The sequence below is a fragment of the Rheinheimera pacifica genome, from assembly GCF_900108485.1.
Lineage (GTDB): Bacteria > Pseudomonadota > Gammaproteobacteria > Enterobacterales > Alteromonadaceae > Alishewanella > Alishewanella pacifica.
The window spans coordinates 40,914-65,888 of sequence record NZ_FNXF01000001.1; the positions used below are offsets into that span (position 1 = coordinate 40,914).

The following is a 24,975-nucleotide window of genomic DNA, read 5'->3' on the forward strand; positions in this document are numbered from 1 at the left end:
GTGAGTCGGATTGATACGTCTATCGCATCAGATAAACGCAAGCGCAAATGGATCGTGCTCAGTAGTATTGTGCTGTTGGCTCTGGTTATGGCCAGCTATCTGGCCTGGCTGTTTTTATTAAAAGGTTTTACCGTAACGGTGCACCCGGCAGAGGCCGCGCAAACCCAGCGTTTTGCGGTAGCGTCGGGCAGCGGCTTTTTTATTGAAAATAAACTCTATATGTTGGGCCCGCGCGCTGAAATTGTGATCAGTGCCGATAAATTTGAGCCGTTGCAACGGCTGGTGTTAAGCAGTGAGCAAAGCAACCTCAGTGTTACGCTACAGCCAATGCCTGCCAGTATTAAGCTGGACACCGTGCCAGCAGTGGCGGATATCAGCTGGACAGTCAATGGCCAGTTGTACAGCCAGGGCCCTATGCTTACAGGCCGTTTTGCGCCGGGTGAGTATCAAATTAGTGCAGAACAGCCGTATTTTCAGCCGCAAAGCCTGACACTGACAGCCGCTATTGCCGATGATATTGCCCAAACGCTGACATTAACGCCGGTGCAGGGGGAACTGACACTGGCGTCGCGCCCGGCAGGGGCAAGCGTTACGGTAAATGGTCAGGTTGTCGGTAAAACACCGTTAATTTTACCGCAAAACGGTGGCAGCTATCAGGTGCAGGTTAACCTGGAGGGCTACGAGCCGGTGCAGGATACTATCGACATAAGCTATCGTCAGCCCAAAGCGGCACGGGATTATTTTTTACAGCCACTGCAAGCTGTACTCACCATAGCCACTACGCCACAAGACGGCGTACTGCTTTTAAATGGTAAACCGGCCAGTAGCCCGGCCAGTATTGATGCCGGTAAAGCTTATACCGTGCGCTATGAAAAAGCCGGTTACCTGGCGCAATCGCAAAACGTTACGCTAAAACCGGCTGAGCAACGTACACTGAATTTTGAGCTGAAAGCAGAAATGGGCCAGGTGCGTTTTAGTGCTAATCATACGGCCGATGTACTGATTAATGGCAAGATGGTAGGGCAAACTCCGCTAACCTTGTCGTTGCAGGCATTAGCGCAGAATGTTGAATTTCGTAAAACCGGTTACCGTACCGTCAGCCGAACTGTTACGCCCAGCCAGCGGCAAACGCAAACCGTACAAGCCGACATGCTGACAGAATTCGACGCCCGCCGCCGTGAAGGTAAACCATTATTTGCCCAAACACTGGGCATTAATCTTATTGAAGTACAACTTAAAGCTTTTACCATGGGCTCACCGGCCAACGAGGCAGATCGGGGCCGCAATGAGCACCCGCTTAATGTTAATTTCAGCCGTAATATCTGGGTGTCGGCCCATGAGATCACAGAAGCACAGTATGGTGCTTTTAAAGGGCAAACCGGCGGCTCAGCCCTGCCAGTAACCCAGGTATCCTGGTTGGACGCCGTTAAATTCAGCAACTGGTTAAGCGTGCAGGAAGGGCTGGCAGCGTTTTATAACCTGCAAGGCGACAGGGTGGTGGGCATTAACGCCGATAGCCCAGGCTACCGGCTGTTAACCGAAGCCGAATGGGAGTTTATTGCCAAGCACAACCGGCGCGCCGCCAGAACGACTTATGTGTGGGGCAGCGAAGATAGGTTGCGCGATAAGCAGGGTAACTTTGCCGATAAGTCGGTACAGGGCCAGCAAACTTTCTTTTTCCGCGATTATAACGATGGCTTTGCCGGTAAAGCGCCGGTAGGCAGCTTCCGCGCTGATCGGGCTGGTTTTTATGATCTGGACGGCAATGTACGCGAATGGGTGCATGATGCTTACGCGGTAACCGCACCCGATACTACCAGGCAGTATACTGATTATCGCGGCGCTGCCAGTGGCCAGGGGCATGTGATAAAAGGGGCGTCGTATAAGTCTGGTCGCCTGAAGGAGCTCAGAGCCAGTATCCGTAACGAAGGCAACAGGCCGCAAGACGATGTTGGTTTTCGTATTGCCCGCTATCAATAGTATTAATAGTATCAATAGCAGGAGTTAACTATGAAAAAGCGCATCATACTGGCCTTAGTGCTACTGGCAGTGGCAGGATCCGCGGCGGCTTATTTTGTGTCACTGGATGCGCCACAGGATTTCCCTATTAATATCTGACGAGCGGAGCTGCACATTTATGCGTAACAAAGATTCTGCCGCCATGAACCCCGGCATCCTTACCAGTGTGTTGGTGCTGGCGGGGTGCTTCACTCTGGTGCATTTGTTTTATGAAGGTATAGTGCGGCCCACTGCGGCGGCTATTCTGGCTGCCGAGGGCAGCAGCGGCTTGTTTTCTGTCTGGGTTATTGTAAAAGATATGGAGCAGCAGGTGTGTTTTTCGTTGTTGCTGTTTTGCTTGTTTCTGATGGGATACAAGTTGTGGCGTCTGTTAGATGAAGAAACCCTGTATACCCGCGACTTTCTGCGTGACTATGATAAAAGCCTGCCGCTGGATGTCGAGCTGGCGCTGTCAGAGCTGGAAGCCTCGTCGTACAAAGATAACCCGGCCATGGCGACCTGGATCAACTGTATCCGGCGTTTTAAAAATACCCGCAATGTGCAGCACGCTGCCGACGCTATTGAATCCTCAGTAGAAAGCCTGGCTGCACAGCTGGAAAGCGGTAACAGTATGGTGCGCTATATTATCTGGGCCATTCCCAGTATCGGCTTTGTCGGTACTGTGCGTGGTATTGGCCAGGCACTGGCGCAGGCAGATAAAGCGCTGGCCGGCGACATCGCCGGTATGACAGCATCGCTGGGGGTTGCCTTTAACTCAACGCTGGTGGCGTTATTTATTTCACTGATTTTAATGTATTTTATGCACATCCTTAATGGCAGGCAGGATACGATGGTGTTAAATACACAACAGTCCTGTGAGAAACACCTGTTAGCGCATTTGCATAACTGATTAGTACGCTATGAAACTAAAGCGGCGCGCTGAAGATGGTTTTAATATGTCATTTCTGGATGTGATGGCATGCGGGCTGGGCGCTGTTATTCTGATTTTAATTCTGGTCGATTTTAACGCCTTTGTGCCGGAGCCTACCGACGAAACTAATAAGCTGCAGCAGGAGTTAAACGCCGCCCAACAGCAACGCGAACAACTGCAGAAGTCGATTGATGAGCTGAGCAACAAAATTGCACTGGAATCATCCAGCCAGCAGGATGTTAAGCTGTCGCAAAGCGATACCAGCAGCGACCAAAGCAAACTACTACAACAAATTTCCACCGAGCTGGCGGTAGTAGCCGATCTGGAAAAACAACTGGCCGCCATAGCCCGGTTACCGGTACCTGATGCCAATGTGCAGCTAAGCGGCAGCGGCCAGCAAAATTATATTACCGGCCTGAAGGTAGAAGGCCAGGAAATTGGCATTTTGCTGGATAAGTCAGCGTCGATGATGGGTGAAAACCTGCTTGAAGTGCTGCGCTATATGGCATTACCGGACAACCAGAAGCTGGCACTACCCAAATGGCAACGTAGCCGGCGCGCAGCGCAGTGGCTGCTGGCCCGTTTGCCAAAGAACGCAAAAGTAACCGTAGTGGCTTTTTCTGAAGACGCCATTATGTTAGGTCAACGCCCGGCCAGCTCTGCTCAGGTATCCGACTCAATGAACGCCATAGTGCGCGATATTGGCAAACTGGTGCCCAGCGGCGGTACCAATTTGCAAATTGGCCTGCAAAAGCTGCGCGAGTTACATCCGGGGGTCACCGATGTGTATTTAATAACCGATGGCTTACCAACACTGGGTGACGGCCTTGGCGTGCGTTGCCGCGGTTTGCTAACCAGTAAAAAGTCAATTTCGTCACAATGCCGGCAGGAGCTGTTGGTTGAAACCGTTAAACGCGCTGGCCAGGGGCTGCGGATGAATGTGATTTTGCTGCCGATTGAAGGTGATCCTTATGCGTCGGCTATGTACTGGAGCTGGTCTCAGGTAACACAGGGTACCTTTTTAGCCCCGGCAAAGGAGTGGCCTTAATGCGGCAGAGCAAGCGCAGGATCAAACGGCCTCCGGTGGAAATTTTTACCCTGTCGTTTCTTGATATTATCTCCTGTGCTTTTGGCGCAGTGGTGCTACTGGTATTGCTGGCTAAAAACGGCGAAAGCGATACTGAACTTGGGCCTGACAATTTAAGCACTATGGTCGAACAGGTATTAGCGGCCCAGCTTAACGTTGAGCTGCTAAAAGGCGCGGTGTCAGACAAACAGCAGCAACTTGCTGCCGCTCAGGCCCGTTCAGCCTCTGTAACTGAACAGCTGAAATCGCTGGAGTCTTCCATTCCCCGTGCGCAGCAGACATTACAACAATTGCAGGATCAGGCCAGCTCATTGCGTAATGAACTGCGCCAGGCCACAGCGATGCTCAATGTGCCTAAATCCACCGATAAACCGTCAGACGAAGTGGGCGGTATTCCGACCGATGCCGATTATGTAGTCTTTGTTATCGATAACTCTGGTTCTATGGTGGCAGGCAATAAATGGCAGCAGGTGATTAATGTCGTGAATGATATTTTAGTTAATCACCCGCAAATGAAAGGTTTTCAGGTGATCGCGGCCGACGGCACCTTTTTGTATCCCGGCCAGGAAGGGCAATGGCTGAGTGATTCAACCAGCATGCGCCAGCGCGCCATGGATCGGATGAAACGCTTTACCGGCGGTGGCAGTGCGCCGGAAGTGGGTATTTTACGTGCGCTGGACTTGTACAGCAAAACAAAGGGCAAAGTTAGCCTGTATGTATTTGGTGATGATTACCGCTCATCCAGCCTGGATGCTATTGTTGGCACTATTACCAGCAAAAATGCCGACCCGGCCGGTAATCCGCGTTTTCGTATTCATGGTATCGGTTTTTACCGGCCAGCTGGTGGCGATGCCGCACAATTTGCCGCTTTTATGCAGGCGGTAGCTAAGCGCAACCGTGGCGCTTTTGTCGGCCTGGCATTTTAGTTTTACCGGCGCACCAAAAATTCTTTTAAAAAAATTTTAGTTCCGTTGTACCGCTGTCGCTTTAACTCTCTGAGCATCAATCACAGGAGATTTCACGATGGCTTTATCAATTCAATCCAATGCAGCGTCAAAATCGATCCAAAACCAACTGAGTCGGACCAATAACGATTTATCAGTAGCGTTAGAGCGTTTAGGTTCTGGCTTTCGCATTAACTCTGCTAAAGATGACGCAGCAGGTTTACAAATTGCTAACCGCTTAAATGCCCAGGTACGTGGCCAGGAAGCGGCTATTTATAACGCTAACAATGCTAACTCTATGCTGCAAACCGCTGAAGGCGCGTTTGAAGAGATGACCAACATTGCTTACCGTATGAAAGAACTGGCAACGCAAGGCGCCAACGGCACGAACAACACTTCTGAATACACTGCAATGAGCGCAGAGTTTGATGCACTGTCAGAAGAGTTAACCAATATCATGACCAATACTTCTTACGGTTCAGGTACAACGCTGTTAACCGGCGGTAAGTTTGCTGCAGCAATCGACTTACAAATCGGTTCTTCAGCTGCGGAAGTAATGAACGTTGATATTTCTGCTGAAATTGGTGATGTTGATACTGCAATCGGTGCACTTACCGGTTTAGCGGATCAGGCTTCTTCAGTAACTACTATGGCTGAAATTGATACAATAATTGACACTGTCGGTGCAGCCCGTGCTAGCCTGGGTGCGACTATGAATCGTCTGGATCATACTATCAACAACTTAACCAATATGGTTGAAAACACGTCGGCTTCTGCTTCTCAGCTGATGGATGCAGATTTCGCCAAAGAAACCTCAAATATGACTAAACAGCAGTTACTGATGAACTCAGGTATTTCTGTACTGAGTGCCTCTAACAGCACAACACAAATGATTGGTTCACTGCTGCGTTAATACGCTGCCAGTGTAACAATAGCGGTATAACCCTGCCGGCTTTAGCTGGCGGGGTATTTTTCAGGCATTAGTTGGTGGCAGAAGGTATACACTATGGCGTCTTATTTAAGTATTGATCCCCAGACTCTGGCCCGCCAGTACACGCAAATTGACCGCGCCGGTAAAGATAATTTACTGTCGGCTAAGTCAAAACAGTTTACCGCCCAGCTTAATGCCATTAAAAAATTACAAACCTCTATGGGTAGCTTTTTAACCCAGCTGAAAGATTTTCGCAAAGCTGACAGCAGCCTGCTGGCCAACACTGCCAGTAGCAGCAGCGAGTCGACTTTAGCCGTTAAAGCCAGTGGTAAAGCCGTGGCAGGCAGTTACGATATTTTTGTTCAGCAACTGGCGCAAAACCACCAACTGGCCATGTCATTTGACCCTACAGCCGCGCTGGCGACAGACGGTGAGTTTAATATTGATTTGGGTGGTAGCAGTTTTTCTGTCGACATGGCTGGGTTACCTGCCAATGCCAAACTGGCTGATCTGGCCAAGGCAATTAACAGCCATGCCGATAACCCCGGCGTCAGCGCTACGTTAATGCGCAGCGGCAATGAAACCTTTTTAGTGATCTCCAGCGATGAAAGCGGTGCAGCCAATGAGCTGACGCTGGGCTTTACCGCTGGGTTAGATGCTGCAGGAGCTGATATTACTGCGGCCCTGGCGGCAAAGCAGGAATTAAAAAAAGCTCAGGACGCCATAGTGCGTTTAGGTAGCGATACTGCTATTAGCGTGACCAGCGCCAGCAACAGCCTAACCGATGTGATTGAAGGTGTAACTATTGATCTGGTTAAAGCACAAGCGGCCGGTGATAGCCCGGTAAATATCAAAATCGGCCAGGATCAGCAGGCGATTAAAGATAACCTGCAAAAGTTTATTGATGGCTACAATGGTATTGTCAGCAGTATTACCGGCGACACCAACCTGAAAAATGACAGTATGGCGCGCAGTGTACAAAGCCAGCTTCGCGCGGCGTTTCAGGGCGAAATTGGCGGTAAAACACTGTACAGCGTGGGCCTGGAATTTGACCGCAACGGTAAGTTGAGTATTAACAGCGACCGGTTTGAAAAAGCACTGGCAGATGATCCGGCAGCACTGGAAGCCATGCTAACCTCAGATACCGGTGTACTGGCAAAGCTGGAAAAAACGGTAGAACCCTACAGCAAAAGTTATGGTGGTTTACTGGGTGGTAAGCAAAAAACGCTGCAGGCCAGCCTGGATTTAATCACCGAAAAACAAAAGCGGCATGATTATTCCATGGAATTAACCTTCAAGCGCTATCTGAGTCAGTTTACCCAGATGCAAATTACCATAGCGCAACTTGAAAGCTCTATGGGGCAGTTTTAACTAGTGAGAGACAGCTTATGTTAGATTTTGGCAATGGTTATCAGGCTTATAAAAGTACGGCAGTAGAGGGCAAAGCTGCCGGGGCTGATATTCACAAGCTGGTGCTGATGTTATTTGATGGTTTTCTTGACGAACTATCGCGCACCGAAGGCCATATTCAGGCAAAACGTTTTGATAAAAAAGCCGCCGGTATTGAGCGCATGCTAAAAATTCTTGGCGGGCTGGATGCATCGCTGGACCAGCAAAACGGTGGTGAAGTGGCAGCTAATATGCAAAAGCTATATCAGCACTGCGGCCAGGCACTGCTTAATGCCAGCCTGAAAAACGATTTAACCTCACTGGATACCGTGCGGGTGATCATGACCAACCTGCAAGAAGGCTGGCAAGGCCTGTCGCAAAGCGCTGCCTGACAGATGTATAGCGTATTGTGGCGCTGCTGCACTCTTTGAGTTATCGAAAAACCGCTGCTTTGGCTGCGGTTTTTTTTCGCCCCGCTTTTACCGGAAGCTGGCGGCAAGCGGTAGTGGCTTGCTTCCGATCTGCGGAAGTATTACTTCCGCTTTTTATCAGCGCCTTCTTAAAAACACTTATAAATCATTAATTTGAATTGTGGCCTGACAGTTGCTAAATCATTCTGCTTAGCAAAGTTGAACAGGGGCTGAATGTGCCGTTAAACCATTTACATGCAGTTGATGTGGCAAAACAGCTATTAAAGCTGCAGCAGAATTTACTGCTGGCAGCAAAGGCGCAAAATTGGCCGCTATTGCGCAATCTGGATCGCCAGTTAATGGCGTTGATCCAGCAGTTAGACCTTGCCGGAGCGCGCGAGCAATTTTCAACCCAGCTTGGCGTATTGCAGCAGAGTTATCAGCAGGTGTTAACGCTGGCTAAAGAAGAACTGCACCGCACTGAGACACAGATGAAACAATTTAATCAAAACCGGCCGGGTGTGCTGGCATATAAACAAACCATCGAAGGTGAAGGGTTATGAGCCAGTTACAGGTAGGCCAGCCAGGCGCTAACGCCAGCGGCACAGCTGCCGGGGTGTTACCGAATCACAGCCTTGGTGAAAGCGCTGAGCAGGGGGCTGATAGCTCAGTGTTTATGTTAAATCAGCCAGACACAGCGCCATCTCTAAACGGCTATACCGAGCTGATGGCACAGCTACCGCAGGCTGGCAGCACAGATACCACAGGAACGAACACTGCGGATAGGCCGCTGGTGCCAGTTGAAATGCAAATTGATGCCAGCATACTGTCGCAAATAATCGCGGCAGCTGTGGCAACAACCAGCCCTGCGGCTGACATCAGTGCGCCAACAGATACCTTGCAAGCTAATGTGGCTGAGACAGACGCAAACATCATAGCTGACACGCCAGTGCTGACTGAAGATACTGCCGATATAGTGCTGAACCCATCGCTATTATCTGCACTTAATTTTTTGCCGCTGCCGGTACTAAACTCACTGCGCACAGAAGCGATGCAGCAAACTGTTGTGGGGTTGGCAGGCTTCACTGACACAGACTATAAGGCTGCCGTGCTAAATAGCAGCAGTGCCTATAGCAACATAAAAAGCGCGTCGCTGCCAGGCGCAGATACGGCCTTACCCATTACGCCAATGTCTTTGCAGCACTTTATCCGCCAGGCAACTGAGCTGGTACGCCCGCATAACAGTGATGCTGCTGCAGTTAGCGGTATAGCGGCCGCGCAGCCCCCTGCCAGCACAGCATCAGCAGAACCGGCGTTTCAGTGGAAGGCTGACCAACTGGGCTTACAAAGCAGCCAGTGGGGCCAGAAGCTGGTGTATTTATTGTCCGACAAAATCAATTTACAGCTGGGCCAGCAAATACAGCGCGCACAGATCCGGTTGGATCCGCCGCAGCTGGGGTTAATTGAGCTGAGTGTCAGTGTTGATGGCGACCGCACTACAGTGCAGTTGTATGCAAGCAATAATCAGATGCGTGAAGCCATGCAGCAAAATTTAGATCAATTGCGTCAGCAACTGGCTCAGCGGCTGGGCAGCGAACAACTGCTTGATATCGATGTACGCCAACAATCACAACAGCAGAGCGGCCAGCAAGATGCTGCGCCTGAGCAAATTGCTGCCCATTTTGCCGACGACGTTACAGAGTTAAGCAGCTCAACGTCTGCGCAGCTAACCACTGGCTGGCTTAACCGACTGGTATAGGAGAATAGTAAGACATGAAAGCTTTAGTGTTAGTGATTGCAGCGGTGTTACTGCTGGCCGTTGGTGGTGGTGCAGCTTACTTTTGGTCTGGGCAACAGCAAAGCCAGATTGCAGAGCAGAGCAAGCCACTGTTTTACCCGCTGGACCGCTTTGTTATCAGTGTCGACAATGCACAGCATTCGCGTTATCTGGTGCTTGAACTGACATTGCTTAGCCATGACAGCCAGGTAATGACCCAGTTGTCTGATGCTTCGCCGTTACTACGTAATACGCTGGTGGCACATTTTAGCAATATCAGCCATGCCGACGTGAAAGACGCTTTTAAAGATATTCCACAGGTGCAAGCTACGCTGTTGGATAAATTTAACCAGACCCTGCGCCAGAACAAGTTCAGTTATCAGATTGAACAGGTACTGGTTACTAACGTGTTTATTCAGTAAGGCCGTTTTATGCTGGCAACAACCCAATGGTCTGATCCGGAACAACCGAGCAGTTTTAAGTTCAGCCCGGCGCAGGAAAGTGCCTTGCTAAACCGTTACGGCTATCTGGTAAAACGGGCAGCGGCGCATTTACGCAGCCTGGTTGGCAGTATGGTAGATAAAGACGACTTACAGCAAATTGGTCTGATGGGCCTGCTAAGTGCACTGCGCCGTTATGGCCGTGATGTTGACGAACAGTTTGAGTCTTACGCCTTCAAACGTGTGCGGGGCGCCATGCTGGATGAGTTTCGCCGTACCGACTGGCGGCCGCGTCAGTTGCGTCAGCAGTCGCATCAGTTGCGGGATAAAAACCGTGAACTTACCCGGCAACTGGGGCGGGTTCCCACTGATGAGGAGCTGTGTCAGGCGCTGGATATTGATCAAAAAACCTTGCTTGAACTGCAATATGTTGGCCAGGCCGAAGCGATGGAAAGCCTGGATTTATTGCTGGAGCAACAGGCTGAGGCTCAGCTTGGCAGCAGCAGTTTAAGCCAGTTCGAGCTTAAGCTGTCACTGACAAAGGCCATGGCATCGCTGCCTGAGCGCAATAAATTGTTGCTACAGCTGTATTACAGCCATGAGTTGAATATGAAAGAGATTGCACTGGTATTGGAGTTAACCGAGTCCAGGGTTTGCCAGTTACATAAACAATCGGTGGAAATGCTCAGCAAAAAGCTGGCGCAATGGTAAAGGTACAGGAAGCAGAACAATGCAAAAAATAGTAGGTTTTATTATCGTACTGGGAGCCGTTGTCGGTGGTTATATGTTCGCCGGTGGTAATGTGGCAACATTGTGGCAACCCGCTGAATTTCTTATTATTTTTGGTGCCGGTTTCGGTGCTCTGGTAGTGGGTAATTCCGGCTATGTGTTAAAAGAAATGTGGTCGCAGTTAAAGTCGCAGTTTATAAAGCACAAAGACAGCAGTGCGCTGTACCGTGAGCTGTTGTTATTAATGTATTCGTTGTTGGATCTGGCCAAAAGTAAAGGTTTACGTGAGCTGGACGAGCATGTCGAAAACCCGCAGACCAGTTCGGTTTTTCTTGCCTATCCACTGGTGCTGGAACATGAAGCACTGGTGGTGTTTGTCTGCGACAACCTGCGTCTGATGAGCATGGGCAAACTAAACGCGCATGACTTTGACAGCCTGCTGGAGCAGGAAATTTATACCATTGAACAGCAAAAATTAAAGCCTTCGGCCGCGATGGCCACTATTGCTGAAGCAATGCCGGGCTTTGGTATTCTGGCCGCGGTGGGCGGTATTATTATTACCATGCAGCATCTGGATGGCCCGCTTAGCAACATTGGTTATCACGTTGCGGCTGCACTGGTGGGTACCTTTATTGGTATTTTTGGCTGCTACTGTCTGATGGCCCCGCTAAGTTCTGCTATGGAGCAATACGTGAAAAAGCAGGTTGCACTGCTTGAGTGTGTGCGCGCTATTTTGGTGGCTCATGCCAAAGGCCATGTGGCGATAGTGGCAACCGATTCTGGCCGCCGCATGATTAACGAAGAGCAGAAGCCATCGTTTACCACGATGGAACAGTGGATTAACGATAAGGCCGCCTGATGAACAGCTCCAGCTCGCCGGTTATTATTAAGCGCAGTCAGCGCAGCGCCGCTAAAAGCAAATCTGGCGGTGCCTGGAAAGTCGCCTTTGCCGATTTTACGCTGGCGATGATGGCATTCTTTATGGTGTTGTGGATTTTAGAAGTCTCCAATATGAAAGAGCGCGCCGAAATTGCCAACTATATGCGCACCCATTCTATTTTCGAAGGCAGCCCGGCGCCGTTTGAACCGGGTAATAGCCCGTTTCCGGTCGATTTAGGCGGCACACCCTCAGTGGTAGATCAGAATTCTGCCAACACTTTGCCGCCGGATAACCCGTTGCCTGGCATGTCAGAGTATCTGCAGGTGCCCTCAGGTGACGACAGGCCACTGGCAGGTAAGGGCGATAAGCTAAATTCACTGATTGATGGCCAGTTCGACAGCCCGGCAGAACTGAGCCTGTTACTGCAAGCCTTTGAACAGGTCGCAGCCGAGCTGATGGCGCAGGAGCATATCCAACTGGACATCGTGCCGTCGGGCTTGCGGGTTATTATTCGCGATAACAAAAAGCAGCAGATGTTTATCCGCGGCCAGATGCGTATGACACCGTTTTTTGAAGACTTGCTGCTCAGCCTGGGCCCGGTGTTTAAAAAAGTACAAAACAAGCTGATTATTTCCGGCCATACCGACAACACCGCCTTTAGCGGCAGCCAGTACAGTAACTGGGAATTGTCGGGTGACCGTGCTTTGCAGGCCCGCCAGGTGTTGGCCGCCGGTGGCATGCCGGTTGAACGGGTAGCTCAGGTGGCCGCATTTTCGGCTACCCGGCCGCTAAACGAGCAAGATCAGGGCGACAGCGCTAACCGGCGCATTGAATTGCTGATCTTAACCAGTGCCGCCGAAGCGGAATTAAACCAGTTGTTCTCCCCCGATAACCAGAACAACGCCGTACAACAGGCAGCACAAGAAGCACAGCGCAATCAACCCGTTGGCCGTTCAGGAATAAGGATAACCGATGGTAGCAACTAAACCTGAGGCTTCGCGCAAATATTTACGCTGGTACTTTAGCGCCCAGAGTCAGCCTGTGGCTATTCAATCCAAAGGTATAGCGGTAAAGCTGTGGCAGAGCGGCTTATTTGGCAGCCAGATCTGTCAGGCAGTGGTAAAGGACATGAGTCTGGGGGGCGCCGGTTTACTGGCGCCGCTGGCAAAAACGGTACCGGATATCGTCATGGTTGAATATGACAACCAGTTTAAGATTAAAGCTGAGGTGGTATACCGCCGTCAGGTCAGCGACAAATTAGTGTTTCTTGGTATCAGCTGGCTGGACGCCAAGCGCGAACAGCGGCTGAATTTACTGCGCCGCTTAAGTAAAAAAGCCTACCGGGCATCACGCGATGCCGGTGCGACGGATAACGTAACTGCAGATGAATAAGATGAAAACTCCCACTTTGCTGGTCCAGGCTGACCAGGCCGCCCGGTGCCAGCCATTTGCGCTGACACTGGACCAACGCCGTTTCAGCGCAGCCAGCAAACAGGCTAAACAACGCTTACCTGATTTAGCGCAGGCGGTAGAGACAGAACTGAGCAAATTGCTGACCGATGTCGAATTTAATATTGAACTGACTTTATGCCAGGGTAGTGCGCTTGACAGCTGGCTGGCAGAGCCGGGGCGGCTGTTATTACAGTGTCCGGTGTTGGTGCCAACTGATACCAATTGTTATCTGGCGCTGGATTATATCAGCGTACACCATCTGGCTGATTTATCGCTTGGCGGCCAGCTTAGCAAAGTGCTGCCCGGAGAAGAAAAAACCGAATTAAGCGCCTCAGAGCTGCGCATTTGCAGCCGTATTGCCCAGCGTCAGTTACAGGCTATGCAGCAGTTATTGTTCAAAGAGCAATCAGCATTACCGGCCAGTGCCGTAAAACAGCAAATGGAACCGGCCCGGTTTCAGTACCTGCCGCTAAAGGTGCGCTTGTTGCTTGGCAGCGATGTGATTAGCTGGTTCTTATGGTTGCCGCTGGAGTTCTTTATCGCCCCGCAATACCACAGTGCTATCAGTGCCAGTGCGGTAGATATAACACACTGGCCACAGGTTCCGGTGCAGTGCCGGGTTGAGATGGTGCGTAAGAAAGTTAGCCTGCGCCAGTTGCAGGCCTGTCTGGATGGTGCCGTACTGCCGATCGAATTTGGCAGTGCTATGACATTACAGCTTAACCAGACAGCATTATTTCTGGGCAAAGTGGCAGAAGAAGCCAACAGCCTGGTATTCCAGATTACTGATATCGTTAATAAAGAGAAACAAGCATGAACGAAAACCTGAATAACAGCAAAGGTCTGGATGCGGCTTTGGCCGGGCTGGATATGATGGAAATGGACGATATCTTCGAGCAGGGTACTGACGGTGCCAGTGTGCCGGCTGATGGTTTGTCGATGTTCCGTGATGTGCCGCTGACTGTCACTTTAGAAGTTGCCAGTGCCGAAGTTACACTCGGTGAGCTTAGCCGGGCCAGTGTCGGCGATGTGCTGCCGCTGGACAAAGCCGTAGGCGAAGCGCTGGATGTAAAAGTAAACGGTGTGTTGTTTGCCAAAGCCGAGGTAGTGATGGTTGATGGCAAATATGGCCTTAAGTTTGTTAACCGCAAGGCGGCACCTGAGCATCATGAGTAAGCCACTGCTGACCTTGTTAATACTGCTGGCAGCTATGCTGCTAAGCGGTACGGCAATGGCAAATGATTTAACACTTTTATCGGTACGCGACACCGATGGCGGTCAGGATTACAGCGTAAAACTGCAGATTATGCTGCTGATGACCGCATTAAGCCTGATCCCCGGCATGCTGATGGTACTCACTTCATTTACCCGTATTGTGATTGTGCTGGCCATATTACGCCAGGCGCTGGGTTTACAGCAAAGCCCGCCTAACCGTGTGCTGATTGGTATTTCTTTGATGCTGACACTGCTGATTATGCGCCCGGTGTGGCAAGACGTGTATCAAAATGCCTTTAAACCCTATCAGGCAGAAGAAATGACGCTGGAGCAGGCGCTGGCGCGTGCAGAGCAACCACTACGGCAGTTTATGCTGGCGCAAACACGTGAAAACGAGTTGCATCAGGTGCTGTTAATTGCCAAAGAACCCACCACTATGGCTGCGGCAGATGTGCCGCTGGAAGTATTAATGCCAGCCTTTGTGCTCAGTGAACTGACCACAGCGTTTCAGATAGGTTTTATGCTGTTTATTCCGTTTCTGATTATCGACCTGGTGGTGGCCAGTGTGCTGATGTCGATGGGTATGATGATGCTGTCACCGCTTATTATCAGCCTGCCGTTTAAGTTAATGATTTTTGTGCTGGCAGATGGCTGGTCTATGGTGGCCGGTACTTTAGCTGCCACGTTCGGAGCGGCGCCATGACGGGAGCCAGGCTATGAGTCCGGAACAGGCTACTGAGCTTATTGCTCAGGCAGTGTATACCATTATTCAGATGCTGCTGGTGCTGATTGTGCCGGGGCTTATTCTGGGTATTGTTGTAGCGGTGTTTCAGGCGGCGACGTCTATTCAGGAGCAAACACTGACGTTTTTACCGCGTATGCTACTCACGCTGTTAATGGTGGTATTTGCCGGCCACTGGCTGATTAAAACCCTGCTGGCGTGGTTTGCTAATCTGGCACAGATTATCCCCGGAGTATTTGGGTGAATTCGTTAATTTCGCTGACAAGTGGCGAACTGATGAGCTGGATTGGCACCGTTTGGTGGCCTTTTGTCCGCTTGTCAGCACTCTTGTGGGCGATGCCGGTATTTGACAACCCCGCTGTTACGCCGCGGGCGCGTATTTTGCTGGCGATGTTTTTAAGCTTTCTGGTTGGCCCCACATTGCCAGCCATGCCGCAGGTTGACCCCTTTTCGCTGGATGCGATTGTTATCACCTTCGAGCAAATTGGCTTTGGCATTATGATGGGGCTGGCCGTGCGTATTTTGTTTGAAGTGCTGGCCCTGACCGGGCTGATGCTGTCGATGCAGATGGGTTTGTCGATGGCGATGATGATGGACCCCGGCAGCGGTGACTCTACCTCTTTGCTGGGGCATTTGTTCTGGGTGATGTCAGCCCTGTTGTTCTTCTCTTTAAATGGCCATTTACTGACGCTGGCAGTACTGATTGACAGTTTTACCCTGTGGCCGGTGGGCAGCGGCCTGTATCAGCTGAATATTACCGTGTTGCTGCAGTTGTTTGGTTGGATGTTCGGTGCGGCTTTGCTGGTAGCCTTACCGGCGGTAATTGCCATGCTGCTGGTTAACCTGACCTTTGGTGTGGCTACGCGCTCTGCGCCATCATTAAATCTGTTTGTACTGGGCTTTCCGATGACGCTGCTGCTGGGGTTTGTTTGTGTATTTTTAACTTTAAGCCAAACCGGTGTGCAGTTTTCTGCGCTGACCAGCCATGTGCTGGACAGCATGCGTTTACTGATGGAGTAAGCCATGAGTGAACAAAACAGCGCCCAGGAAAAAACCGAACAACCCACCGAGAAACGGCTGAAAAAAGCCCGTAAAGATGGCCAGGTTGCTCGCTCAAAAGAGTTGAACACTGCTGTGCTGTTGATGTTGGGGGTAGCGGGTTTACTGTGGTTTGCTCAGTTATTGTTTACATTGTTTATGCAGCTAATGCACAACAGCATGCAGCTGAATAAGGAAATGCTGGCAAATAATAAGTTGATGCCTTTGGCAATAGGCCAGGCGTTTTTAGATATGCTTGGTGCCCTGATGCCGTTCTTATTGTTGTTGTTTCTGGCGATGTGGATTATTGGGGCCATGCCCGGTGGCTTTATCTTTTCCGGCAGCCTGCTTGGGCCTAAGTTTAATAAGTTAAATCCGCTAACCGGCTTGGCGCGGATGTTCAGCATGAACGCGTTGGTAGAGCTGGCCAAATCAATCATTAAAGTACTGTTGTTGGGCGGTTGTCTATATGGCTTTCTCAGCCAATTATGGACCCGTCTGCTGTTTTTACAGCGGCTGGATCTGACAACCGCATTGCAGGAAGGGTTTGGCCTGTTATCACTGAGCCTGATGATTACGGTCACTTTGTTGCTGCTGGTTGCGGCGATAGATGTACCCTATCAGCAGTACACTATTTCCTCCAAGATCAAGATGACCAAGCAGGAAGTAAAAGAAGAGCGTAAATCCTCTGACGGCAGCCCGGAGATCAAAGGCCGTATCCGCCAGATCCAGTTTCAGATGGCGAACCGCAAAATTGAAGAGCGGGTGCCCAAAGCGGATGTTATCGTGATGAACCCAACGCACTATGCAGTGGCCATCCGTTATAGCGAAAAAGATGCCAGAGCACCCTATGTGGTAGCCAAAGGCATAGATGAAATGGCGCTACGCATCAAAGCTGTAGGCCAGCGTCATCAGATAGAAGTGTTAGAAGTACCTGTACTGGCGCGGGCCATGTATTATTCCACCCGGGTTGATCAGGAAGTGCCTAAAGGGTTGTATACGGCAATAGCCTATGTGCTGACCTACGTGATGCAGTTAAAAGCCTACAAACATGGTCGTGGCCAGCAGCCTGCACCTTTGCCGGCGCTGGATATTCCGAAATCGTTGTTAGACAAAGCTAATGTCAGAGGTAGTTAAACAGTGAACTGGCGTACTCTTACCCAACCTTATACTGCTATTCCCGTATTGTTACTGGCTATTCTGGCGATGGTGGTATTACCGCTGCCGGCCTGGATGCTGGATGCGCTGTTTACCTTCAATATAGTGCTGTCAGTGATTGTGCTGCTGGTGGCAGTATCAAGTAAAAAGCCGCTGGACTTCTCAGTATTTCCTACAGTATTGCTGGTGGCAACGCTGATGCGGTTAACGCTGAATATCGCCTCTACCCGTGTAGTATTGTTGCATGGCCATGAGGGTTCAGATGTTGCGGGCCGGGTGATCCAGGCCTTTGGTGAAGTGGTGATTGGCGGCAACTATGTTGTCGGTATGGTGGTATTTATTATTCTGATGGTGATTAACTTTGTGGTGATCACCAAAGGCGGCGAGCGTATTTCCGAAGTGGCTGCCCGTTTTACGCTGGATGCTTTACCCGGCAAACAAATGGCCATAGATGCGGATATGAACGCCGGCCTGATTGGCCCGGAACAAGCCAAAGAGCGGCGTAGTGAAGTTGCCCGCGAAGCAGATTTTTACGGTTCAATGGATGGTGCGTCCAAGTTTGTCCGTGGTGATGCCATTGCCGGTTTAGTTATTCTGGTCATTAACCTGCTTGGTGGTATCAGCATCGGGGTATTCCAGCACGGCCTGAGCATGGGTGAGGCGTTTCAACGCTTTGCGTTACTCACCATAGGTGATGGCCTGGTAGCTCAGATCCCATCGCTACTGCTGGCCGTTGCGGCAGCAATTATCGTCACCCGGATGAATGACGAAGGCGAAATGTCTGATGAGGTAGGCAAACAGCTGCTGGCCTCTCCCAGAGTGTTGCTGACTACCGGCGGTATTATGTTGATCCTGGGGCTGGTGCCGGGTATGCCGGCACTGGCTTTTATCAGCTTTGGCCTGCCACTGGTATACGTGGCCTGGCGTTTACAGCAGCGGGTAGATAAAGGCGAGCTGGTTCAGGCAGAGCTGTTAACCGAAAGCATAGCGCAAACGCCAAAAGCACTGGGCTGGGACGATATTCCACATATTGACCGTTTATCAATAGAGCTGGGCTTTCGTCTGGTGTATCTGGCCGACAAAGATAAAGGCGAAGAACTGGTACAAACCTTACGCGGTATCCGCAAAACGCTGTCAGAGCAAAGTGGCTTTTTATTACCTGAAGTACGGGTACGCGACAATCTGCAGCTAAACCCGCAGGAATACCGTATTAAACTGGCCGGGGTGCCGCTGGCCAGCGGCCGGTTAAACCCGCAGCAGTTGCTGGCGCTTAACACCGGTGAAATTTATGGCCAGCTTGACGGTGAAATTACCCGTGATCCGGCTTATGGCCTCGAAGCAGTATGGGTTGACAACAATACCCGCGCCAAGGCACTGAACCTGGGTTATTCAGTGGTTGATCTGGCGACCATTATTGCTACCCACGCCGGCAAGGTTATTAAAGAAAATCTGTCTGAGCTGTTTGTTTATGAAGACGTAAAGCAGCTGAATAAACGGCTGGCGGCAGTAGCGCCGGTGCTGGCAGAAGCGTTGGATAAAGCACTCAGTGCTACTGTACAGTTAAAAGTGTACCGGCTGATGCTGCGGGAACAGGTGAGCCTGGGCGATATTCTGACTATTGCCAGCACCTTACTGGACAGCAGCGAAGTAACCAAAGATCCTATTTTACTTACCTCAGACGTGCGCTGTGCATTGCAGCGGGCGCTGGTGCGGCAAATAAGCGGCGATAAAGAAGAGCTGGCCGCTTTTACACTGGATGAAAAGCTGGAGCAAACCTTACAAAGTGCGCTGAATCAGGCAATGCAGGCAGGCAAAGTTGCGTTAGACAGCTTTCCGGTAGCGCCTAACCTGCTCAGCCAGTTTCAGCGCAATATGCCGCTGATCTGCAGCCAGATGCAGCAGCAAGGCTACACCCCGGCATTAGTGGTCGTGCCGCAATTGCGGCCGTTGCTGGCGCGCTATGCCCGCACTTTTACGCAAAACTCACTGGCGGTGCTGTCGTATAACGAGATCCCGGAAACCTTACGGGTAAATGTAATAGGGGCCCTGGGCTAAAAGTAAGTGGCTGCTGGCCGGGGTTGTCATAGTGTTGTCACAGCGCTGCGTTATGCTAAACGATGTATTTAGATAGTTGTGCAGGCTGTGTAAATAGTTAGTCAGCTTTTAAGCAAGATCTGGTCTGATTAGTTAGCGCTGAAATGTGACCAAATATGTAACAATAAGCGGTTTTAACTCTATGATCTTTAAGATCATGAAAGATCTTTTTAAAGTTTGACTTGCCAGAGAGTGGTAATTTAGATATCTTTTATATTATTCAGTTTAGGTTCATAAATCATTTTAAGATTTGTGAGCCAGTTAAGACAATTAAAAGGCAAACTGCACCGAAAGGGCAGGACGCAAAGCCACCGGTCTACGACGTTTTAATAAAACGTTACGATAGCGGGGTTGCATTAGCTTGGCAACATCCTCGTGATGTGTCTCTGCCTGCACGGCTGCCCGTGTTAGTGCTGAGCGCTTTCTATGCAGTTTTCCTTTTATTTTCTTAAGCCAGTGGCGTATCGCGTTGCGATACAGGTTGCGGTTAAATAAAAGGGTATCAATGTGTCTTTGTTTTCTCTTAGCTTGTGGTTTAGTACTTCTGCAATCGGCACTGCCATTGCGGGCACTGTGCTGATCCAGCCAGCCGAGCAGGCGCAGTGGCAGCTTGACAGCAGCGCCTTTCATTGCCGTTTACAGCAGCGGGTTAGCGGGTTGGGCCAGGTGAGCTTTGCTCTGGAACCCGGCCAGCCGCTGCAGCTCGATCTTGAACTGGCACAGCCTTATCCCACTTTAGAGCAAGCCACTGTTGCCGCCCGCAGTGCCGATTGGCAACCGGATACTATCCAGCCTGAAAGCCTGCCTTATATGGCCGAGCTATATCATGACAGCCAGATAAGTTTCTTGCAGGCGGCGTTGCCGTTATTTCAGCAGGTGCAGGCCGGGGCCTGGCTGCAGTTTGAACTGGACAATGGCCGGCAGCAGCAACAGTTATTACTTACCAGCGTGCGTGGCCATGAAGCGGTAGAACAGTTTCGAGGCTGCGTGGCGAAAATGTCGCCGCTGTCCTGGCAGCAGGCGCGTGATACCGACATTGTTTTTGCCTCAGGCCAGCGCCTGGTTGATCGCACACAATTGCCGGTATTGCAAAAACTGGCGCGCTATCTGCAACTTGACCCCTCTGTTAAAAAAATTCTTATCGATGGCCATACCGACGATGTTGGTACGGTATTGGCTAACCGGCAGCTATCAAAAGAAAGAGCCGATGAAGTGGCAGCACGACTGATCGAATTGGGTGTAAAGGCCAGCATGCTGGAAGTACGCGCCCATGGTAATCGTTATCCATTGCTGCACAGCCAGGGTAAGGCTGAACAATCTAATCGCCGGGTGTCCATCCGGTTAATCCGAACCACTTCCTGAGCAGGATCTGACTAACCATGAATTCACCCTACGTGTTATGGATAGACCAACAAAAACCCAGTGCCGAGGTACAGCAATGTATCAGTGCTGAGGGGTACAGTTTATTACACACTCATACCGTGACTGAGATCATCAGCCTGTGCCATGACTACCAGCCAGCACTGGTATTTATTGACAGTGGTATGCCGCAAATGACGTTACCGGATCTGGTCACGCTGGTGTACCGCAAGCTGCCTGCTGCGCAAATTATCAGCATGGTAAATAACGACCAAAGCGAATTAGCGTCCGATACCTTACAAAGCGGCGCTATTGATTATTTACTTAAACCTTTTTTTGCCTCGCAGTTAAAAACCTCAATCCGTAATGCTACGGCCATGAGCAAGGGGCTAAAAGATTTAGTGGCCGTGTCGCATGCCAGCCGTCAGATCCTGCAACTGGCTAACCGGGCCGCGCAAACTGAAGCCAGTGTATTGATACTGGGCGAGTCCGGTACCGGTAAAGAACGCTTGGCGCAGTTTATTCATCAGGCTTCAGATCGTGCTGATAAACCTTTTGTTGCCGTTAATTGCGCAGCTATTCCGGAGCATATGCTTGAGGCCATGCTATTTGGCTACAACAAGGGCGCTTTTACCGGCGCGGTCAGCCAGCAAATTGGTAAATTTGAAGCGGCCAATGGCGGCAGTATTTTACTGGATGAAATTTCTGAGTTACCACTGGCCTTACAAGCCAAACTATTGCGGGTGCTGCAAGAGCGGGAATTGGAACGCCTTGGCAGTAACAACCGCATTAAGCTGGATATCCGCGTTATTGCTGCCAGCAACAAAAATCTGCGTACTCAGGTAGAGCAGGGGCTGTTTCGCGAAGACTTATTCTACCGGCTGGATGTTTTGCCACTAAGCTGGCCGGCGCTGCGCGAGCGCCGTGATGATATTTTGCCACTGGCAGAGTTCTTTATTAACAAGTATGGCAACGGCAAATACCGTTTAAGCCGCGGCGCGGCCGATGTGATGTTGCAATACAACTGGCCGGGCAACGTGCGTGAACTGGAAAACGTGATGCAGCGGGCTTTGGTTATGGCGCGTGGCATCGAATTGCAGGTAGCTGATTTGAATTTACCGCAATGCCACCCGCAGGCCGCCGCTATTTGTGCCGGTTTACTCAAGCAAAGTAAGAAAAATGCCGAGTTTGATTACATTCTCGATGTACTGAACAAATGTAACGGCCACCGCACCCGCACGGCACAGGCACTGGGTGTAAGCACCCGCGCCCTGCGCTACAAATTAGCCGCCATGCGTGAGCATGGTGTTGACATAGACGCATTAGCTTCTTAAGGAATTTATGATGATTTCACCAATAAACAGCCAGAGCCAGATGCTGGATATGATGACAGCGTTGCAGCAGGTTGCCAGCAATGAGCGCGTGGCACCGGCTAATAACGACAGCGGCATCGGCGCTGATTTTTCGCAGGTGATCCGCTCAATCAATCAGCAACAGAATATCGCTGCTGACATGATGACGGCGGTAGACACCGGCCAGTCTGACGATGTGGTGGGCGCTATGATAGCCAGCCAGAAAGCCAGTTTAAGTTTCTCTATGCTGCTGCAGGCGCGTAATAAGGTACTGAGCGGCATTGATGATGTAATGCGGATGTCACTGTAAGGACAATGTAATGAAAGGCGAAGTGATAAAACAAATGCCCGCGGCGCATATCGAGGGTAACTTTCGCGAGAAAGTCATTAACTTGTCCAACAGGTTTAACTGGTTACCGGGTGGCGACCGCAGCATAGCGTCTATCGCCTTACTGGCTACGCTGGTGGCGGCGACGATAGTGCTGATTTTATGGACTTCGGCAAAAAACTATGTGCCCTTGTATGGTAATCAGGAGCATTACGACAAAGCCGGCATCCTGGAAGTGCTCGACAAAGAAAAAGTCGCCTTTCGGATTGATACCGACACCGGCAATATTATGGTACCGCAGGATCGTCTGGCCGACGCCCGTATAACGCTGGCCGCACGCGGTATTAAAGCTGCCATGCCAGAGGGGCTGTCTACCATAGGCGAGAAAGTGACTATGGGTACCAGCCAGTTTATGGAGTCTATGCAATACCAGCATGCGCTGGAAGGTGAACTGGCGCGCACCATTATAACGATGGACGGCGTGCGCAACAGCCGGGTGCATCTGGCCGTGCCAAAACGTAATTTATTTGTTGGCCGCCAGGAAGAAAAATCTGCCGCTTCAGTAATGGTTGATTTAGCGCCGGGTTACGAGCTGAAACCCAGCCAGGTTGAAGCTATTGTCAGCCTGATCAGCGGCAGTGTACCGGGGCTGGATCCACGCAACGTATCGGTGGTAGATCAGCGCGGTAAGCTGCTGACCGGCGAGTTGTATGACGACGCTCCGATTGGCAAGGAAACTGACAAAAAGCTGGCCTTTATTCAGAAGCTCGAACGCAATATTGAACAACGTGCCGCCATTATGTTGTTGCCTATTCTGGGCGATGGCAACTACCGCATTCAGATATCGTCGGATGTCGATTTTAGTGTGGTAGAAGAAACCCGCGAAGTGGTTGATCCTGCCTCGGTAATGCGGTCTGAATCAATAAAAACCGATACTATGCTTGATCAACTGGCAATGGGCATTCCCGGCTCGCTGGCCAATCAACCACCCTTACCGGCTAATCAGCAGGCCGAAGACAATAACCAGCGTACCTCAGAGCGCAACGAAAGCAGCCGCCAGTTTGACAATGGCCGGGCGGTAACTCACACCCGTTTTGAAGTGGGCAGGTTAAAGTCGATGAGCGTGTCAGTACTGGTAAATGAAGCCGCTGCAGGCGATGCCGGCTGGACTCAGGCGCAACTACAGCAACTGGGCGAAATGGTTAAAACGGCAACTGGTTTTCAGGCCGACCGTGGCGATCAGTTTAATATCACCAGTTTTGGCTTTGTTGCCGCAGAGCTGTCAAGCGAACCGCAGGCAGGTTTACCCTGGTGGCAGCTACCTGAAGTGAAAGAATATGCCCGCTATGTCTTTGGCAGCTTAATAGCACTGGCATTGATCCTGTTTGGTGTACGACCTTTGGTTAACCACCTGATCACCGGCAAAAAGCAACGCGAGCCGGAAACAGACCATGCTTACGCCGCATTGTCGGATGAACCCCTGCCAGCACTGAATGCGCAGTCAAATGCAAAAAATGCCGCAGACAGCAGCGCCGATGCAGCTCAGGGCGATATACCACAACCTGGCTTTAATGCGCTTAACCTGCCGAAAATTGGTTCTGAATTTGCTGAGCAAATCAGCCATATGCAGCTTTTGGCCAGTAAAGAATCTGACAGGGTAACCGCAGTGATTAAATATTGGGTAGAGCGAGGAGTCAGCATTGAATCAACTAAGGTCTGAACATAGCCGCACTATTACCGATTTAGATCGGGCGGCAATTTTGCTGCTAAGCATGGGCGAAGAAAATGCCGCCGGTATTATTAAAAAGCTGAGCCGGCATGAGGTTAAAGCCTTGTCAGAACGTATGGCGAAGATCACCAACGTAACGCAGGACGATGTAGCATTAATTTTAAACGACTTTTTTGACTGTTACCGCAGTGAAAGCGGTGTCAGCGGTGCTTCAAGGTTGTATCTGGAACGGGCGCTGGATAAAGCCGTTGGCCGTAAGCTGGCGCGCGGCATGCTGGATGATATCTACGGCGGCGCACTGGCGGATGATTTACGCCGCCTGGAGTGGGTACCCCCTGAGTTGCTGGCACGTTTTTTAGAGCAGGAGCACGTGCAAATGCAGGCACTGTTGCTGGCATTTTTACCGCCCGAGCAAGCCTCAGCAGTTATAGCGCTGTTTCCTAAGCAAAAGCATGACGACATCCTGTTTCGTATTGCCAGCCTGCGTGAAGTCAGCGAACACGTAATGGATGATTTACGCCATACACTGGAAGCCTGTATTGAATATGTTGGCGAACAGGTTGGTGCCCGCGTTAACGGCGTGGAAAAAGTGGCAGAAATAATGAACCGTTACAATGGCAATAAAGCCGAGGTAATGGAGCTGCTAAAACAACATAACGCCGAAACCGCCGAAGCTGTGCAGGATAAAATGTATGACTTTGGCTCACTGGCGCGCCAAAGCGAAGATGTGCTGGCTCATCTGCTGAACGAAATACCGGATGAGCTATGGGTAGTGGCACTAAAAGGTTGTGAACCGGCGATGCTGGACAGCATTATGTCGGCCCTGCCAAAACGGCTGGCACAGGTTTACCGCCAGCAAATTGAAGGCACCAAAGCGCAAACTGTTACCAAAGTAGAAGCGGCCCGGGCCGAAATAATGCGCATGATCCGCCAGATGATGGCCAAAGGCGAAGTGGATTACCGTTTGTACGAAGAAGCGACACTGGGATAAC

General features: G+C 50.7%; 26 protein-coding genes and 1 riboswitch. All 26 genes read left to right on the top strand.

Going from position 1 to position 24,975, the window contains the following annotated elements; all coding sequences use genetic code 11:
- Positions 1-1,980 (top strand): PEGA domain-containing protein, encoded by a 1,980-nt coding sequence (locus tag BLW68_RS00200; protein WP_092788951.1) that lies wholly within the window; start codon positions 1-3, stop codon positions 1,978-1,980.
- 157 nt (positions 1,981-2,137) lie between these two features.
- The gene (locus BLW68_RS00205; RefSeq protein ID WP_092788953.1) at positions 2,138-2,908 is read left to right on the top strand and encodes a MotA/TolQ/ExbB proton channel family protein; all 771 of its coding nucleotides are present in this window, start codon (positions 2,138-2,140) and stop codon (positions 2,906-2,908) included.
- A 10-nt stretch (positions 2,909-2,918) separates the two neighbouring features.
- Positions 2,919-3,977 (top strand): VWA domain-containing protein, encoded by a 1,059-nt coding sequence (locus tag BLW68_RS00210; protein ID WP_092788955.1) that lies wholly within the window; start codon positions 2,919-2,921, stop codon positions 3,975-3,977.
- Positions 3,977-4,942, top strand: a complete 966-nt coding sequence (locus BLW68_RS00215) for a vWA domain-containing protein (protein ID WP_092788957.1) — start codon at positions 3,977-3,979, stop codon at positions 4,940-4,942. The genes BLW68_RS00210 and BLW68_RS00215 overlap by 1 nt, the downstream gene beginning before the upstream one ends.
- Before the next feature lie 97 nt (positions 4,943-5,039).
- The gene (locus tag BLW68_RS00220) at positions 5,040-5,873 is read left to right on the top strand and encodes a flagellin N-terminal helical domain-containing protein (protein WP_092788959.1); all 834 of its coding nucleotides are present in this window, start codon (positions 5,040-5,042) and stop codon (positions 5,871-5,873) included.
- 93 nt (positions 5,874-5,966) lie between these two features.
- Entirely contained in the window at positions 5,967-7,262 is a 1,296-nt protein-coding gene (gene fliD / locus BLW68_RS00225) for a flagellar filament capping protein FliD (protein WP_092788961.1), read from the top strand.
- A gap of 17 nt (positions 7,263-7,279) precedes the next feature.
- Positions 7,280-7,672 carry a flagellar export chaperone FliS gene (gene fliS, locus BLW68_RS00230; RefSeq protein WP_092788963.1) on the top strand — a complete coding sequence of 131 codons (393 nt, stop codon included), beginning with the start codon at positions 7,280-7,282 and terminating at the stop codon, positions 7,670-7,672.
- 254 nt (positions 7,673-7,926) lie between these two features.
- On the top strand, positions 7,927-8,253 hold the full coding sequence (locus BLW68_RS00235; RefSeq protein ID WP_092788965.1) for a hypothetical protein: 327 nt from the start codon (positions 7,927-7,929) through the stop codon (positions 8,251-8,253).
- Positions 8,250-9,449: a flagellar hook-length control protein FliK gene (locus tag BLW68_RS00240; RefSeq protein ID WP_092788967.1), complete on the top strand. Its 1,200-nt coding sequence runs from the start codon at positions 8,250-8,252 to the stop codon at positions 9,447-9,449. The genes BLW68_RS00235 and BLW68_RS00240 overlap by 4 nt, the downstream gene beginning before the upstream one ends.
- A 14-nt stretch (positions 9,450-9,463) precedes the next feature.
- A complete protein-coding gene (locus BLW68_RS00245) occupies positions 9,464-9,889 on the top strand; it encodes a flagellar basal body-associated FliL family protein (RefSeq protein ID WP_092788969.1) in 426 nt (141 codons plus the stop codon).
- A gap of 9 nt (positions 9,890-9,898) precedes the next feature.
- Complete coding sequence (locus BLW68_RS00250) at positions 9,899-10,618, top strand: FliA/WhiG family RNA polymerase sigma factor (protein WP_092788971.1); 720 nt, start codon at positions 9,899-9,901, stop codon at positions 10,616-10,618.
- 19 nt (positions 10,619-10,637) lie between these two features.
- On the top strand, positions 10,638-11,495 hold the full coding sequence (motA, locus tag BLW68_RS00255) for a flagellar motor stator protein MotA (RefSeq protein WP_092788973.1): 858 nt from the start codon (positions 10,638-10,640) through the stop codon (positions 11,493-11,495).
- Positions 11,495-12,502, top strand: a complete 1,008-nt coding sequence (locus BLW68_RS00260) for a flagellar motor protein MotB (protein ID WP_177172111.1) — start codon at positions 11,495-11,497, stop codon at positions 12,500-12,502. Before motA ends, BLW68_RS00260 begins: the two co-directional genes overlap by 1 nt.
- Positions 12,489-12,908, top strand: coding sequence for a PilZ domain-containing protein (locus BLW68_RS00265; protein ID WP_092788977.1), 420 nt, complete (start codon positions 12,489-12,491; stop codon positions 12,906-12,908). Before BLW68_RS00260 ends, BLW68_RS00265 begins: the two co-directional genes overlap by 14 nt.
- 1 nt (position 12,909) lies before the next feature.
- Positions 12,910-13,785, top strand: coding sequence for a FliM/FliN family flagellar motor switch protein (locus BLW68_RS00270; RefSeq protein ID WP_177172112.1), 876 nt, complete (start codon positions 12,910-12,912; stop codon positions 13,783-13,785).
- A complete protein-coding gene (locus BLW68_RS00275) occupies positions 13,782-14,144 on the top strand; it encodes a FliM/FliN family flagellar motor switch protein (RefSeq protein WP_092788981.1) in 363 nt (120 codons plus the stop codon). Before BLW68_RS00270 ends, BLW68_RS00275 begins: the two co-directional genes overlap by 4 nt.
- Positions 14,137-14,886 carry a flagellar type III secretion system pore protein FliP gene (gene fliP / locus BLW68_RS00280; RefSeq protein WP_092788983.1) on the top strand — a complete coding sequence of 250 codons (750 nt, stop codon included), beginning with the start codon at positions 14,137-14,139 and terminating at the stop codon, positions 14,884-14,886. Before BLW68_RS00275 ends, fliP begins: the two co-directional genes overlap by 8 nt.
- A 13-nt stretch (positions 14,887-14,899) precedes the next feature.
- On the top strand, positions 14,900-15,169 hold the full coding sequence (locus BLW68_RS00285; protein WP_092788985.1) for a flagellar biosynthetic protein FliQ: 270 nt from the start codon (positions 14,900-14,902) through the stop codon (positions 15,167-15,169).
- Positions 15,166-15,945 (top strand): flagellar biosynthetic protein FliR, encoded by a 780-nt coding sequence (gene fliR, locus BLW68_RS00290; protein ID WP_092788987.1) that lies wholly within the window; start codon positions 15,166-15,168, stop codon positions 15,943-15,945. The genes BLW68_RS00285 and fliR overlap by 4 nt, the downstream gene beginning before the upstream one ends.
- A gap of 3 nt (positions 15,946-15,948) precedes the next feature.
- Positions 15,949-17,100 (top strand): flagellar biosynthesis protein FlhB, encoded by a 1,152-nt coding sequence (gene flhB, locus BLW68_RS00295; RefSeq protein WP_092788989.1) that lies wholly within the window; start codon positions 15,949-15,951, stop codon positions 17,098-17,100.
- 3 nt (positions 17,101-17,103) lie between these two features.
- Complete coding sequence (flhA, locus tag BLW68_RS00300) at positions 17,104-19,176, top strand: flagellar biosynthesis protein FlhA (protein WP_092788991.1); 2,073 nt, start codon at positions 17,104-17,106, stop codon at positions 19,174-19,176.
- A 305-nt stretch (positions 19,177-19,481) separates the two neighbouring features.
- Positions 19,482-19,574, top strand: a riboswitch (cyclic di-GMP riboswitch).
- Between the two features lie 148 nt (positions 19,575-19,722).
- Positions 19,723-20,577 carry an OmpA family protein gene (locus BLW68_RS00305; RefSeq protein WP_143039907.1) on the top strand — a complete coding sequence of 285 codons (855 nt, stop codon included), beginning with the start codon at positions 19,723-19,725 and terminating at the stop codon, positions 20,575-20,577.
- Positions 20,578-20,594: 17 nt separating this feature from the next.
- On the top strand, positions 20,595-21,908 hold the full coding sequence (locus BLW68_RS00310; protein WP_092788995.1) for a sigma-54-dependent transcriptional regulator: 1,314 nt from the start codon (positions 20,595-20,597) through the stop codon (positions 21,906-21,908).
- Between the two features lie 10 nt (positions 21,909-21,918).
- Positions 21,919-22,236, top strand: a complete 318-nt coding sequence (gene fliE, locus BLW68_RS00315) for a flagellar hook-basal body complex protein FliE (protein WP_245728239.1) — start codon at positions 21,919-21,921, stop codon at positions 22,234-22,236.
- A gap of 10 nt (positions 22,237-22,246) precedes the next feature.
- On the top strand, positions 22,247-23,974 hold the full coding sequence (gene fliF / locus BLW68_RS00320; RefSeq protein WP_092788997.1) for a flagellar basal-body MS-ring/collar protein FliF: 1,728 nt from the start codon (positions 22,247-22,249) through the stop codon (positions 23,972-23,974).
- On the top strand, positions 23,955-24,974 hold the full coding sequence (locus BLW68_RS00325; protein WP_092788999.1) for a FliG C-terminal domain-containing protein: 1,020 nt from the start codon (positions 23,955-23,957) through the stop codon (positions 24,972-24,974). The genes fliF and BLW68_RS00325 overlap by 20 nt, the downstream gene beginning before the upstream one ends.
- Position 24,975: the final 1 nt, after the last annotated feature.